This window comes from Providencia sp. PROV073 (assembly GCF_033688125.1).
In the GTDB taxonomy this organism is placed as follows: domain Bacteria; phylum Pseudomonadota; class Gammaproteobacteria; order Enterobacterales; family Enterobacteriaceae; genus Providencia; species Providencia hangzhouensis.
This window is the reverse complement of the sequence record NZ_CP096355.1, coordinates 106,578-118,962: the sequence shown is the minus strand read 5'-3', so window position 1 is coordinate 118,962 and position 12,385 is coordinate 106,578. Positions and strand designations below refer to the sequence as shown.

The following is a 12,385-nucleotide window of genomic DNA, read 5'->3' as shown; positions in this document are numbered from 1 at the left end:
ATTGTCCTCATGCAACATCAGGTTTTCCGAAAAATTTTTCATACACTTCGAGGTCGAAGGCCAGCATGGTCTTTGCCGCCTTTTCACTAAGCTGGTGGAGGCTAAGCATCTGAACCTTGTCAGTGCCGGTCACTTGCAGATCCACTGCGAACCACGTCCCACCTTTGGTTACGGCCAGAACTTGCACCGCCCAGGGCTTATCCAGTCGTTCGGGCGGAGTGATCATGTTCGACACTTTGGCGACCGTCGCGGTTGAACCTACCCAGTGCTTGTCGAACGCAATAACGTTCAACGCTTCAAACGCATCCTTCGCAGCTTTAAACCGGCTACGGACAGCATCTTGTTGCTTCCAAGCCATGAACTGGATAAGGGTCATTCCACCAGCCATAAGGGTGAGAAAACTCAAGCCATTCGCAGCAGCTACGACCGTCGCTACCAAGGACCCCAACATGACGAAGCGGTTATGTTTAAGCTGGGCCACTATTCACCTCCTATACCAACCAGCGTACAGGACTTTTCAAAAATGCAACCCCGCCTAGCTGCCCAATTCGGGCAACCCTAATTCAATCCAGAACTTTCACATGTGAAACTTTCCGCCACAGGAACAGGAGGTTTTTACCTGACCAGAACGGATGGATTGATAGCGGTGCCACAACTTGACCACTTCTTTTTCGCTGAGAAGGTTTGTCTTGATGTAACGGACTCTATCCCCGTCCGCTGTCTCAACAACGGTTCGGACATAGCCGTACTTGGCAACTGGTGCCTTGTACTTGTGTGACAGAATTACCCGGTAAACCGAGAGCTGGATAATGTCCGACTCATAGATGTGGTTTACCTGGCGCAGCTTGGTGTCCAAGGGAATGAGAACCCCATTCTTGGCTTTGTACACCTGATCAACCCTGCCGTGCATGGGCACCGGCTGTGTGGTTGATATGTCCTGTTCGGATAAAAACAGAGTGGCCGAGCGCAGCTCATAAGGCATGTTCTCTGATTTCCACCACGCCCAGGCGTCTCCAATGCCGCGTTTGCGCCACTGGTCCACTTTCGCAATGACGAAAGGTGCAATGATAAGGACGAATATCCAGAGAACTGCCTTCATGACTACCTCAGGCCCCTAAACCACTCTGGATGATTGGATACATCCATGTTCTTAACCTGTGATGAGAAGACGAGTAGCTCTTGGGTCGTCAGGACGGTCTCAGGAGCCCGAGCGATGAAAGGTCTCAGCAATCCAAAACCCGCGTAGATATTGATGACCATATGCAATCGCTCTGTTGCTCCAGACACTCTCCGCCAGCTCCGGTAGGTTTCTGTTGATTTGGCATAGCCAACCAAGGCAGGAGCCAGCGTATCGGACTCCTTCGTATTCAACTTCCCTTTTGCTGCCTTCGATACGAACTCAGCGATCACCGAAGCCAGCATGTCGGAGGTAAGGTAAAGCGGCAGCTTTATCGTGTCGAAGTCAGCCTTCTTGATGGTGAACAGGCGGATGTGATCGTTGCGGTAGTCACGCACATAGATGACATGGCTCTCAAATGGGTTGGATTGATTAAAGGCATCCATACCCCAGCCTGCGGCCTCAAGATGTGCGTTTGATACTGACTTGTCGTAATCAAATGCCACGCTATTACTCTCCGTCTTGTCGTTCAGGAACTTTCACATGTGAAATTTTTCCGTCGGTCATGATGTCCAGGACGGCTTTGCCCAATCTCATCCCTTTATGGTTTTGAACGGGGTCTCCCTTGTAGAAAAATCCTGGCTCGTTATCGGGATGGAATACCCCGTGAGGAATGTTATCGTGATCGCCAAGCCACATGCGTAGCCTCAGATCCACCAGCCACCCATCATCCAGGACAACCCAGAAATGCGGTGTCACGATGTCCTTGGTCTGTTCGTTTCGCACAAAACCATACATGCAGTCATGAGGTACACCCGCGTCATTGAGTAGGTGGCTTACTGCCCATGTCATGCCGTCACATTCCATCTGGCAGTCATCCAAGGTCATAAGGACGGCTTCCAGTTCCCGGTGCCACTCCGTCATTTGCTTGGTCGCAGGTTTTACCACCAGCTCGTTTTTGTTTTCTGCCAAGATGATGTCTTCCTCATCAATATTGCATTCGTCTATCGCTTCCGAACGGATGGATACCGCTTCATCCCAGTCATCGCTCGATCCGAAAATGCTCCAACCCTCAAGACCGTAATTCACCCATACGATGAACCGCTTTATCGTTTTCATGTGCGGCCCCCTTTAACCGTGCAACGTTCCCACATACTCACCCCCTCAAACCGTAACCACACCAAAAAACCACTTCTTGATGATTTTCAATCAGCAATGACAGGTTGCCCCTGAACTAACCTCACCGAAAAACCACCTTTAGATTGCTTTCTGGTGCTTATCAAGTTCTCCTGAGTGACTGGTCGTTCTGAAAACTTTACTTTTCACAGTATCATTTTATAATACTGTAAATCATAAAAACAACCCAGTAAAGAAAAAAGAGCGACTTATGTTGAGACGAGAAAACCAAGGAGATTTGTTCGATGACCAGGTGGTGTTGCCATCACTGGAGTCGGTTCTTACCGGCATATCTTCCAGTCAGCGTTGTGACGATAGAACAACGTACTTCTCAGCTCCGGATGTGGACTTGAGTTTGTACGACCACATCATTGTTTGCCTGTCTGGAGGCAAGGACTCGATTGCTGCGTACTTGCGGCTGGTGGACATGGGTGTTGATAAGTCAAAGGTGGAGTTCTGGCACCATGATGTTGATGGTCAGGAAGGTAGTTCGTTGATGGATTGGGCCTTCATGCGTGATTACTGTCGTCAGCTCGGGGAAGAACTGGGTGTCCCAATGTACTTCTCGTGGCTTGAGGGCGGCTTTGAGGGCGAAATGCTCAAAGACAATGCCTATAGCCACCCCCATCGTGTAGAGACGCCTGAGGGGCTTCTGGTGCTGCCTAGAGACCATAAGCGCTCTAAGCCTGGTACACGCCTTCGTTTCCCTCAGCAATCGCCATCACTCCAAACAAGGTGGTGCTCATCAGCCTTGAAGATCGATGTTGGCCGCAGAGCTCTTAATAACCAGGAGCGCTTCAAGGGGAAGAAGATCCTTTTCATCACTGGTGAGCGCCGGGAGGAAAGTGCAAACAGATCCAAGTACAACCAGCTTGAGGCTCATGCCTGTGACAGAAGATATGGGAAGACTGCACGGTTAGTTGATGCCTGGAGGCCCGTTCTTCATTGGACTGAGGAAGAGGTATGGGAAGTAATCGAGCGTCACCGCATTCTGGCCCCAGTCCCTTATCGCCTTGGTTGGAGCCGGTCTTCGTGTATGACCTGCATCTACAACTCACAGCGTATCTGGTCCACTATCCGTCACTACTGGCCTGAACGAGCTGGGAAGATTGCTCAGTATGAACAAACCTTTGGTGTGACGGTATCAAGAAAAAAAATCGACGTAATAGATTTAGGTTCTGCTGTTGCGCCGATACAGATTAGTGATGTTGAGGCATTGGAGCAGGTATCCAGAGAAGATTACACGCTCCCGATTTTTGTGCCGGAGGGGCAGAAGTGGGCTCTCCCTGGTGGCGCATTTGGCCGAGAGGCCTGTGGTTCTGATTGATTTGTGCAGAGGTGGCAATGTTGGATTTTGTTTTTTTGGTGTTTTTAGGGTTGGGCATATCTATGGTGCTGGTGCGTCGGTCTTCCCGTAAGGGGATGGATCTTGAACTGACATGGCTCCAGTCGTTGAAGGTTGTGCTGGTTCGTGGAGCTGTTGCATTGGGTCTGGGGTTTGGCATTGGCAGGCTTGTATTGATGGGAATGCAGTATGGTTTCCTGAGTGAGTCTGTCCTGAGGGAACATGCACTTGTCTCCGTAGCGGTGGTGCTGATCTGTGGGCTTGGTTCGTTCGTTGCGTTTCAGTGGATCATCGGGAGGATCTCTGGGAGATCGATCGGCGTCGTTTCTGTGATCAAAGCTGTGATGTACGAGTCTGGTTACTTTGTGCTGTCGATGCTTATCTTGTTGGTGATACTCGTCCTGTTCGGCCTTGCATACGAGACTTTTCTCTAAAAAAACAGGGTTGATTATTTTTTGTTCAGCTATCAAAAGGATAAATATAAAGATCTTTAGATCTTTGTATAAAGGATTAAAAGCGGTTAAAGATAGGTTAGGCGCTCTGAATTGCTATTCAACGCCTTGATATTGCTGGTATTTTCATATTTATTCCGTGCAGCAAACCCATAGGTTGCCGTGCAGCGTTCCCATAGGTTGCCGTGCAACGCCCCCATATACCCTTGGATCTTATACACCGTTATCCACACGGAACCCCTCTTTTTTCCACAAAATCCTTACAAAACAGAGCTTTCGTGCAGCGTTCCCACATATCAGATCTGGTGTTCGTGCAGTGTTCCCACATGTCTAAGGTCATACGTGCAGTCAGCCCATATATTTTCTTCTTAACGTGCAACGCTCCCATATATCAATTTTGGTCGTTTTTTGCTCCGTGCAGCGTTCCCACATGTGATCGTGCAGCGTTCCCACATACCCAAACCCCGTTTATGCACAGCAAATGTGGATAACTTTTGGCCTCTTTTTATGTGAGCGCGATCACCTTATGGACTATTAGAGTCATTTTGACTGCCTTTTTAGGTTTGTCCTGATCTGTCAGACTTTGTTCTGCTTCGTCAATCGTGCAGAGTTCCCATATATCGAGAGGTTCAGGGCCTGCTTTCGTGCAACGTACCCACATATCAAATCTCATAACGTGCAGGTCTCCCACATCCTAACCCTTTAGCTATCAATACTTTACGGGAGCCACTCTACGGGAACCACCGGAGCTGCATGGCACTTATCCTTTGTCGCGGCTTACGCTTGCACGGTACTGAGACTCAGCTTGCAACTACCGTGCAACGTTCCCATATATCGAGCCACAGCCCACGTAGCATCTGGGGTCACGTTCGCTCTATCCGTGCAGCTCCCCCATATGCGGAGGCATTCCGTTTCCGGACCTTTCTTGTGGGCGTACCTTGTGCGCTTTCTTCTGGCATAAAAAAAGGCGCTGACGCGCCTATCTTTCTTTTCCCTGGGGGTATTGGGAGCTTCTGGTGGCTATCTCCCCTTACGCTGGGGTTCATCAATGATGTCGTGGTCGATCATACCTTGCTTGATGGCTCGTAGCTCTGTCTGCTGCTTACGCTTGTTGGACGCCATCACCTGCTTCACGAAGTTCTCATGAGGCCTTATGACGTACCGCACGTCGATGACTCTGCGTCCATCCTTGATCTGGTTCGCGTCGTAGTCGCTTATGACCTCTTGTTTGATGAGGGCCTCCAGAGCGAGCTTCATAGCTCTGACGTTCTCCGGCATCCGTGGGCTCAATTCACGAGGGCTCTGGGTCAGGAAGCTGATAAGCGATGGCGTGTACGGCGAATCTGGCGATGCTTGAGTCCAGTAGTGGCTCATTCGCTTGTAGATGTACCGTGCAAGAGGGGAGCGGATTTGCATTCCGATTTTGTAGTTGTACTGACGAAACGACAGATTCATGATCGATTCGTTTACCAGCGGGTTGAACTGCACATAGCACCTGGCGTTCCCGCCTTTCTTGCGAAACTCACCTCTGGTGGTAAGTCCCACCATCGGGAAGAAGCTGGAGCTGATGAAGGCTTCACCGTCATTACTGATACATTCGAGTGTTGCGCCACGACAAACCTGGATTGCTTCCTTGATTTCGTTCAGGTTGTAACCGTGACCCATCTTCGAGAGCTCTTTCTGGAGTTCGTACAGAGTGAACATGACTCCAGCCTTGCCCTCGATGATATGGCCTTTCCCGTTCACTGCGAGCTTGCGTAGAGCATCCTCAAGGATTTCCTCTCGCTGTCCCGCGTAGATCAGCACGGTTCTTCCGTCATCCTTCTCGATGATGGCTGGCTTCACCTTCACCGTGAAATGCTGGCCTCTGATGGTGCATTGTCGCGTCACTACAGCGTTGGATAAATCTTCATGCTCACGCTTTTGGTCCCAAATGTACTTCGGCAGCGCATCGTAGATCTCGATGGTGTTTGAGTAGTCGTCTTTCTTGGCCGGAGATTCAATGATCTCAAACAGGCTCATTTGCGGTGAGTCTTTGATTACGTCGAGTTTCTCCAGGTCTTTGTCTTTGGTTCTCTTGCTCATGATTTTTCCGTCGATACTTTCTAGCTGGTGGTCCATGCCGCCAGCATTGTCAATGCTCCCGCTGCTACCGTCGCTGAAAACACTAGCTGGTAGATGCGACGCTTAGCCCCCGCAGTGCCGCTCATAAAGCGCAGGGCTGCCGCTTCATATCGGAAATGAGCGAACTCACCCCGAAGGGTGCTATCTGTCCCCTGTGGCGATTGTGGGCGCTTTGACAGGGCAGGGCGAGGATGGCTGGCGACTTTCTTGATCATCGCTTCACATTTCCCCAGTTTCGCCAATTCAGTGGCCGCTACAGATGCTGTCATGTTGTCACACCTCGTCGCTATGTGTCTTGTTTAGCTGGCGCTCGTACTCGTTTAGCGCCCGGCGAATTTTTGCTAAGGCAGTGGCGCGTTGTCTTAACACGGCATACCTGGTTTCAACTTGCTGGATCAACTCTTGTGCCCAGACAGGCTCTTTCTTGAAGTGCGACATGCTGTAGGCATGACCGCGACCCTTCTTGATATGTGTCGATAGAACCCTTTTCTTTTGTCCGGGAACTTGTTCGACAAATCTGTTGCGATACCACTCTGCAACGAGTGATACGCCTAGAATGCGAACCCGTGTACCGACACGCCCTTGTTCGTCCTCTGACGCTTCTTCACGCGCTGATTTGTGCGCGTTCCAGTACATGTCCGCTTCCTGCTGCGCCTCGACAGCAAGAACCGCTAAGGCGTGATCCAGTTTGCTCCGTACCTCTGCAACAAACTCACGTCCCTCTGCCTCTAGCAGATCCTCTGTTATCTCGGATCGTTCTTCTTCGAGCTTCGGATCTAGCAGATCTAGCCATCGCTCTGTTGGTAGACTCACCTCAATACCCTCCCAATTCCTATCCAATTCCTATCCACATAACTATCTATCTGGAATTTTAAGCTGATTATTCCAATACTGGAATCTAGTTCTGTCACTAGGCTAACCCATCTTTGGAATTTGTCAAATTTCCCTCTATCTATCTGGAATCTTGATGCTCTTATTCTTTCACAGCCTCTTTAGATATGAATCTATATGTAAAGATTCCAGATATATTGGATATGGCATCAAAGATTCCAATTGCCTCTTTACCACCGTCTCTCGATGCTGGAGGGCAAGCGGTTCTCGATGCGAGGGTAAGGTCTGTTTATCTGAGCCTATCCGTGCAGCGTTCCCATAGGTTCCCTTACTCAACGATCAAAAAGCCACCGAAAAGCAACCTATATGCCCCTTTTGGGCAATTACACAGGCCATCTGTCCCCGCTTTTAGCCTTATTCTCTATCCAACACGCGGCAAGCAATCGAAAAGCAATCTAAAAGCAATCTTTGGAGGATTTCATGAGTCAATTTGTTCTGGGTTTGGATATTGGTTACTCCAACCTGAAAATGGCAATGGGGTATAAAGGTGAGGAAGCTCGCACAGTCGTCATGCCGGTGGGGGCAGGTCCATTGGAACTGATGCCACAACAGTTAACTGGCGGTGCAGGGACCTGCATTCAGGTTGTGATTGATGGAGAGAAATGGGTTGCAGGCGTCGAGCCTGACCGATTGCAAGGATGGGAGCGTGAGCTTCACGGCGACTATCCTTCGACCAATCCATACAAGGCTCTTTTCTACGCTGCACTCCTGATGTCCGAGCAGAAGGAGATCGATGTGCTGGTGACTGGCCTGCCTGTTAGTCAGTACATGGACGTAGAGCGCAGAGAGGCGTTGAAAGCTCGGCTTGAGGGCGAACACCAGATCACGCCAAAACGATCGGTAGCGGTTAAGTCTGTCGTGGTTGTACCTCAACCTGCCGGTGCTTACATGGATGTTGTAAGTTCAACCAAAGATGAAGACCTCCTGGAGATTATCCAGGGAGGAAAAACCGTTGTAATTGACCCTGGGTTCTTTTCTGTAGACTGGGTAGCTCTTGAAGAGGGAGAGGTCCGCTATCACTCATCTGGCACCAGCCTCAAGGCGATGTCGGTGTTGCTACAGGAAACGGACCGGCTAATTCAGGAAGACCACGGCGGTGCCCCTGGCATCGAAAAGATCGAGAAAGCTATTCGTGCCGGTAAGGCCGAAATCTTCCTCTACGGTGAAAAGGTATCGATCAAAGACTACTTCAAGAAAGCCTCAACCAAAGTCGCTCAAAACGCCTTGATCCCTATGCGGAAGTCAATGCGTGAGGACGGGATGGATGCTGACGTAGTTCTGCTGGCTGGTGGCGGTGCCGAGGCTTACCAAGATGCGGCCAAGGAGCTTTTCCCTAAGAGCAGGATCGTACTGCCCAACGAATCCGTGGCATCCAATGCCAGGGGCTTCTGGTTCTGCGGCTGATAGATAGGAGGTCGTTGTGGCTGGTAGCAAATGGGATGGAAAAATATCTAATCTGAACATATCGGAGCAAGCCTTTCCGGAGCTCTATCGTGAACTGTCCCAGATGCAGCATAAGGCGCGTAGTGATCGGCTCCGCGCCCTTGCTCTATTGGGTCTTTATTCTCTTCGATTTTCTGGCAACATTGGGTCTTTTGAGCAACAGAGTTCAGAGAGTCAATCTGCACAGCATCAAAATTCGCCAGTGCAGACTGACGAAAAACTGAACTCTCAACGTGATTCACTTAAAGGAAAACTGATGGGCTCCGTATGACATGAAAGACCACGAGGAGTTCTCTACGCTATCAGCGGCTGAACGTAGAGAGTTAATAATCGCAGAGTTAAAGCGTAAAAGCCGCATTCGCACCCTGTTGCGAGGACTCCCGTTAGATGAAGTTCGGGAGATCATTGACAGAATGAAGGGCGTTCTCAATGAACTGGAGGAAGAGTACAAAAAGCGAGAAGAAGAAGAAAAAGAAAAGCGAGCTCAGGCTGAGCGAATAATGAGCGACATGGAATCCTGCGGTGTGGACATCGGCTTGCTCAACGAAATGTTCACGAGCAGATCAGAACCTGATAATGCTAAATATTCAAAAGACGGAGTTTCGTGGAGTGGGCAAGGACGTCGCCCGGATGCTTTCAAGGGGTTGGGAGCTGTCGAGCTGGAGCGCTACCGTATCCCACAGAAGAAGTAAAAAATGAGCGCCGCAAAGTTTGGGCGCTCATCTTCTGGTCCGAAATGTCATAGTCTACTCAAGCACACTCTTTCTCCCCACCACCATGCCTTCCTTGTTCTTTGCAGAACGGACATTCAACGCAGGTTCTTTGATTAACAGAGGTGAAGTACGTACACTTGCAGTTGTCGCACACCTCCAGCATTGCGTCCCCACTTCTCAGCTCCGAAGCAAGACACCAGGCATCAGTAATATCAAACGGAGCCCACCGAGCACCTTTCATTCCGGGCACTTCTTTGCGGATTGCGTGATACATTCTAAATGCCTTGTTCAAGGCTTTGATGTTCACAGACCGCAACACGGCTTCTCCACCAATGTTGAAGTAGAGCTGCATTAGAAGAGAGGCCTGTATCTTGGATGTGTGACTATGAATCAGTGTCGCACCACCCCGGAAAGTTCTGGATTTTCGTTCCAGAGTATATCCGTCCCTCTCCAGATCCTGGTAAAGCCGTCTGACCTGTTTGTAGGTCAGGCCAGTCTCGATCATGATGATTTTTGTGATGTACCCAGCAAGGGCCATGTGTCGAGCTGTAACCCAGCGACCCAATGTACCAGAGTTGCCAATGTTCATCTCCACCTCCCACGTCCCTGTAGAGACTGTTGCAGTTTTTTCAATACCGGGTGTGTTAACTCTTCCCGGCTGTCATCGAGAATTTCTTCAATGATGCTCGGAGCAAAACGAAGCGTAAAATGCGTAACCGTTGTTCCAGACATGTGGCGCAACTGGCTGTCTGTTGCCTTAGCCACCAGCTCCGCAAGCTCTCTCGAAACCCCGAAAACTTCCTTTGCCATCTCCGGGTCTCTCGATGCGACGCGGTTAAATAGCAACCAGTAGGCAGCATCAAATTCATCAACACTATGGTTGATAAAAACTACAGGGTCGTAGTCGCCAGAGAGTCGCGTGATGATGTTCTGCTCTGCTGTTTCGAGTTTGAAAGAGATCAACACGCCAGAGGCCAGAGCTTCCAATTGGGAAGGTGTTGCCAGTGACAGCTTTTGAACGGTGTCCATGCCCAAAGAAAATTGTGAGGCCGCATCATCTGGACGTTCTTTTGCCAGAGTGGATAGCAGGTTCCACAATGTCAGATCGAACTCGTAGACGTTTCTATCAGCTTCTTCTTGATCGAGGTTGACGGCTCTTGCATCCCACGCACCAATAATATCCAGTTCCAACATTCCGCCCCCCTCACAAATCACGAAGGTTGCGATAGATAGCCAAGACTCGGCTACCATAGTTTCTGGCTCGGATTTCGTCTTCCCAGGCGTGATAGCGGCCAACGCCAAGCTCCAAGTCATTTGGAGATGACTGAATGGCTTCTGATAGCACCTCTGCCCCAACCATGACGTTGGTCTCTGGGTCGAGAAGATCTGCTGGAGAAGAAACTCTATGACCATTCCACCGGATGCTCACTTGCATAAACCCGACATCAATGGCACGACCGTACTGCTGCTGAAACTCAGCGAGCTTAGCCTTTGCCTGATCTTCCGACTTAGCATAGAAAGGAAGCCCAGGAACGCGAAGCGTCCAAGGCCAAGGACTTATAGAGCCATTACCTCTCCCTGATGCAGATTCGGCCAATGCGACCGAATACACTAGAAGAGGGTCGAGGTTATATGCTTTCGCTGCTTTGTCGAAGATGGTTCCGCTCAGGTCAATAGCATTCGCTGTTGATGAAAGGAGAGCCGCAGACAGAACTAGCGCCTTGGCTTTGTTCTTCATCAGCTTGCCTCCTTATGTCTGAGGGGTATTTCGTGTTCTTCGTCGTACCGCTCCGGCCAAATCTCAGACGGCTTCACACCCAAAGCTGTAGCTATCTCATGTTCCCAGCGTGGACTGGGCTTATAGAGTGCCGTAGACACCACCTGCCGAGATGTTTTGTGTTTTCTGCCCAATGCGGCCAGAGAAAGCCCCTGGATCTTGAGTTTGTACTTGATCCACTCACGTTTCTTCTCTGGGTCGCTTGGGATGTCTATCAATTGGCATTTATCCATTGTTTGCCACCCTTTAAACTGCGTTGTTAGCCATACAAAAAGTGCGTTATTCAATGAACGCTTTTAGAGTTCTTCTATTGTCACAAACTGACACATTTTGCGCCTTTACAAGCCCAAATAATGATGCTGTCAACAATAAAAAACCTTTAAAAACATACACTTAACTTTGTACCAACGGAACAAAGTTACAATACTTTTAGTAATCAATGGGATACGGATATTTTTGCGATAGTAATGGAAAGTGCGCCAAAAGAATGGCGGAAATAGCGCACAGGGAGTGCGGTATTTTGTGATATTAAATAGCGTTTATGTATAAGTGATTTTAGGGATACAGCGAGGGCTGAAATTGCGAATACAGCAGGAGCTGAGGAGGGCAGGGAAGGCAAAGGCGCATCCCGACCACACAAGGATGATGGTGTTTACAGAAAGAGATATTTGAGAAAGAGAACTCTGCGGTGTTGCAGATGGGGACCAAAGCGTTAGCAATGGCCTATTCCATAGTGTATGCGATTTGTTTGACATGTTCAACTATGTAATGCTTTGTCAATAAACGCCTTGTTCCGTAAGGGCAAACTTTCACATGTGAAAGTTTGAGGGCAAATTCTAATCGAAGAAGTTGCCAATGGAATAGTTGTTTAGCAAAAAATAGTCAAATTTTCACAGTTGCATTTTTTGATGCCGTGGTAAACTGGGGGTAAAGAGTAAGGGGGTTGATATGAAACATGTGGTCAATATTCTTCTGCTGGGAATGGTGCTTCTGGGAATAGCCATGATGGCTGACACACCTTGGGGACTTGGTGTGGCGCTGGCTCCCTTCGGCGTTTGGGGTGCTCGTTTCCTATTTCTGGTTCACAAAAGCCTTTGGGCTGCTGTTATCTTTTGGGGAGGGATCGCTTACTTCCAGTGGCAAGTTGCTTTGGTTGTCGGGGCTCTGTTTGGACTAACGTGCTTTATCCGCGTTGCGCGGTCAGCATATAAAGAGGCACCACCTACCCGGCGCAGAAAAAAACAAACTGGTGGGTTTCAAGATTCCTATGATTTTGACCAGCGCTTCCATATTGGAGCTGGAGACGAATAAGGGGGCCTGCTGCCCCCTTATTATTTGGTTGGTCTT

19 protein-coding genes are annotated in these 12,385 nt (G+C 49.4%); 7 read left to right on the top strand and 12 right to left on the bottom strand.

The genetic code is table 11. The features are described from left to right. Nucleotides 1-7: 7 nt before the first annotated feature. The 4 genes from M1F17_RS21930 to M1F17_RS21915 form a co-directional block, all read right to left on the bottom strand. On the bottom strand, nt 8-481 hold the full coding sequence (locus M1F17_RS21930; RefSeq protein WP_000057876.1) for a hypothetical protein: 474 nt from the start codon (nt 479-481) through the stop codon (nt 8-10). Nucleotides 482-577: 96 nt separating this feature from the next. Next, nucleotides 578-1,099 carry a hypothetical protein gene (locus tag M1F17_RS21925; RefSeq protein ID WP_063112493.1) on the bottom strand — a complete coding sequence of 174 codons (522 nt, stop codon included), beginning with the start codon at nt 1,097-1,099 and terminating at the stop codon, nt 578-580. Between the two features lie 2 nt (nt 1,100-1,101). Further along, complete coding sequence (locus tag M1F17_RS21920; protein WP_162779889.1) at nt 1,102-1,623, bottom strand: hypothetical protein; 522 nt, start codon at nt 1,621-1,623, stop codon at nt 1,102-1,104. 4 nt (nt 1,624-1,627) lie between these two features. After that, nucleotides 1,628-2,236, bottom strand: a complete 609-nt coding sequence (locus tag M1F17_RS21915; protein WP_162779890.1) for a hypothetical protein — start codon at nt 2,234-2,236, stop codon at nt 1,628-1,630. Between the two features lie 268 nt (nt 2,237-2,504). Between M1F17_RS21915 and M1F17_RS21910 the strand changes: the two genes are divergently transcribed. Together M1F17_RS21910 and M1F17_RS21905 are read left to right on the top strand one after the other, a co-directional pair. Next, nucleotides 2,505-3,620 carry a phosphoadenosine phosphosulfate reductase family protein gene (locus M1F17_RS21910; RefSeq protein WP_275146049.1) on the top strand — a complete coding sequence of 372 codons (1,116 nt, stop codon included), beginning with the start codon at nt 2,505-2,507 and terminating at the stop codon, nt 3,618-3,620. 17 nt (nt 3,621-3,637) lie between these two features. Further along, the gene (locus M1F17_RS21905; RefSeq protein WP_275146050.1) at nt 3,638-4,072 is read left to right on the top strand and encodes a hypothetical protein; all 435 of its coding nucleotides are present in this window, start codon (nt 3,638-3,640) and stop codon (nt 4,070-4,072) included. A gap of 86 nt (nt 4,073-4,158) precedes the next feature. Here the strand turns inward: M1F17_RS21905 and M1F17_RS21900 are convergent, their stop codons facing one another. From M1F17_RS21900 to mobI, 4 genes are all read right to left on the bottom strand, one after another. Beyond that, nucleotides 4,159-4,323 (bottom strand): hypothetical protein, encoded by a 165-nt coding sequence (locus M1F17_RS21900; protein WP_318837461.1) that lies wholly within the window; start codon nt 4,321-4,323, stop codon nt 4,159-4,161. A gap of 787 nt (nt 4,324-5,110) precedes the next feature. Beyond that, a complete protein-coding gene (locus M1F17_RS21895; protein WP_275146051.1) occupies nt 5,111-6,211 on the bottom strand; it encodes a plasmid replication protein in 1,101 nt (366 codons plus the stop codon). After that, nucleotides 6,196-6,483 carry a hypothetical protein gene (locus M1F17_RS21890; RefSeq protein ID WP_000127321.1) on the bottom strand — a complete coding sequence of 96 codons (288 nt, stop codon included), beginning with the start codon at nt 6,481-6,483 and terminating at the stop codon, nt 6,196-6,198. Before M1F17_RS21890 ends, M1F17_RS21895 begins: the two co-directional genes overlap by 16 nt. Before the next feature lie 4 nt (nt 6,484-6,487). Continuing rightward, on the bottom strand, nt 6,488-7,027 hold the full coding sequence (gene mobI / locus M1F17_RS21885) for a conjugative transfer protein MobI(A/C) (RefSeq protein WP_001447712.1): 540 nt from the start codon (nt 7,025-7,027) through the stop codon (nt 6,488-6,490). 221 nt (nt 7,028-7,248) lie between these two features. Here mobI and M1F17_RS21880 point away from each other — a divergent pair, with 221 nt between their 5' ends. From M1F17_RS21880 to M1F17_RS21865, 4 genes are read left to right on the top strand one after another with little or no spacing between them, the layout of a single operon-like run. Next, on the top strand, nt 7,249-7,590 hold the full coding sequence (locus M1F17_RS21880) for a hypothetical protein (protein ID WP_318837460.1): 342 nt from the start codon (nt 7,249-7,251) through the stop codon (nt 7,588-7,590). Next, the gene (locus M1F17_RS21875) at nt 7,526-8,509 is read left to right on the top strand and encodes a ParM/StbA family protein (RefSeq protein ID WP_000077457.1); all 984 of its coding nucleotides are present in this window, start codon (nt 7,526-7,528) and stop codon (nt 8,507-8,509) included. Before M1F17_RS21880 ends, M1F17_RS21875 begins: the two co-directional genes overlap by 65 nt. Before the next feature lie 16 nt (nt 8,510-8,525). After that, entirely contained in the window at nt 8,526-8,819 is a 294-nt protein-coding gene (locus M1F17_RS21870) for a hypothetical protein (RefSeq protein ID WP_080783722.1), read from the top strand. Nucleotide 8,820: 1 nt separating this feature from the next. Beyond that, nucleotides 8,821-9,240: an H-NS family nucleoid-associated regulatory protein gene (locus M1F17_RS21865; protein WP_000651490.1), complete on the top strand. Its 420-nt coding sequence runs from the start codon at nt 8,821-8,823 to the stop codon at nt 9,238-9,240. Nucleotides 9,241-9,298: 58 nt separating this feature from the next. Here M1F17_RS21865 and M1F17_RS21860 read toward each other — a convergent pair whose 3' ends face one another. From M1F17_RS21860 to M1F17_RS21845, 4 genes are read right to left on the bottom strand one after another with little or no spacing between them, the layout of a single operon-like run. Then, a complete protein-coding gene (locus M1F17_RS21860) occupies nt 9,299-9,850 on the bottom strand; it encodes a FlhC family transcriptional regulator (protein ID WP_001020646.1) in 552 nt (183 codons plus the stop codon). Continuing rightward, complete coding sequence (locus M1F17_RS21855; protein WP_000891157.1) at nt 9,847-10,455, bottom strand: hypothetical protein; 609 nt, start codon at nt 10,453-10,455, stop codon at nt 9,847-9,849. The genes M1F17_RS21860 and M1F17_RS21855 overlap by 4 nt, the downstream gene beginning before the upstream one ends. A 10-nt stretch (nt 10,456-10,465) precedes the next feature. Continuing rightward, nucleotides 10,466-10,999, bottom strand: a complete 534-nt coding sequence (locus M1F17_RS21850) for a transglycosylase SLT domain-containing protein (protein ID WP_000790610.1) — start codon at nt 10,997-10,999, stop codon at nt 10,466-10,468. Further along, nucleotides 10,999-11,271: a helix-turn-helix domain-containing protein gene (locus M1F17_RS21845; RefSeq protein WP_000356489.1), complete on the bottom strand. Its 273-nt coding sequence runs from the start codon at nt 11,269-11,271 to the stop codon at nt 10,999-11,001. The genes M1F17_RS21850 and M1F17_RS21845 overlap by 1 nt, the downstream gene beginning before the upstream one ends. A gap of 715 nt (nt 11,272-11,986) precedes the next feature. Between M1F17_RS21845 and M1F17_RS21840 the strand changes: the two genes are divergently transcribed. Continuing rightward, nucleotides 11,987-12,349 carry a hypothetical protein gene (locus M1F17_RS21840; protein ID WP_000683483.1) on the top strand — a complete coding sequence of 121 codons (363 nt, stop codon included), beginning with the start codon at nt 11,987-11,989 and terminating at the stop codon, nt 12,347-12,349. Nucleotides 12,350-12,385: the final 36 nt, after the last annotated feature.

Excerpts from the sequence above, each read along its gene's own strand:
- M1F17_RS21845 (WP_000356489.1), bottom strand. The coding sequence starts at position 11,271 with ATGGATAAATGCCAATTGATAGACATCCCAAGCGACCCAGAGAAGAAA.
- M1F17_RS21875 (WP_000077457.1), top strand. The coding sequence starts at position 7,526 with ATGAGTCAATTTGTTCTGGGTTTGGATATTGGTTACTCCAACCTGAAA.
- M1F17_RS21925 (WP_063112493.1), bottom strand. The coding sequence starts at position 1,099 with ATGAAGGCAGTTCTCTGGATATTCGTCCTTATCATTGCACCTTTCGTC.
- M1F17_RS21880 (WP_318837460.1), top strand. The coding sequence starts at position 7,249 with ATGGCATCAAAGATTCCAATTGCCTCTTTACCACCGTCTCTCGATGCT.
- M1F17_RS21850 (WP_000790610.1), bottom strand. The coding sequence starts at position 10,999 with ATGAAGAACAAAGCCAAGGCGCTAGTTCTGTCTGCGGCTCTCCTTTCA.
- M1F17_RS21860 (WP_001020646.1), bottom strand. The coding sequence starts at position 9,850 with ATGAACATTGGCAACTCTGGTACATTGGGTCGCTGGGTTACAGCTCGA.
- M1F17_RS21865 (WP_000651490.1), top strand. The coding sequence starts at position 8,821 with ATGAAAGACCACGAGGAGTTCTCTACGCTATCAGCGGCTGAACGTAGA.
- M1F17_RS21915 (WP_162779890.1), bottom strand. The coding sequence starts at position 2,236 with ATGAAAACGATAAAGCGGTTCATCGTATGGGTGAATTACGGTCTTGAG.
- M1F17_RS21840 (WP_000683483.1), top strand. The coding sequence starts at position 11,987 with ATGAAACATGTGGTCAATATTCTTCTGCTGGGAATGGTGCTTCTGGGA.
- M1F17_RS21905 (WP_275146050.1), top strand. The coding sequence starts at position 3,638 with ATGTTGGATTTTGTTTTTTTGGTGTTTTTAGGGTTGGGCATATCTATG.
- M1F17_RS21910 (WP_275146049.1), top strand. The coding sequence starts at position 2,505 with ATGTTGAGACGAGAAAACCAAGGAGATTTGTTCGATGACCAGGTGGTG.
- M1F17_RS21895 (WP_275146051.1), bottom strand. The coding sequence starts at position 6,211 with ATGGACCACCAGCTAGAAAGTATCGACGGAAAAATCATGAGCAAGAGA.
- M1F17_RS21890 (WP_000127321.1), bottom strand. The coding sequence starts at position 6,483 with ATGACAGCATCTGTAGCGGCCACTGAATTGGCGAAACTGGGGAAATGT.
- M1F17_RS21855 (WP_000891157.1), bottom strand. The coding sequence starts at position 10,455 with ATGTTGGAACTGGATATTATTGGTGCGTGGGATGCAAGAGCCGTCAAC.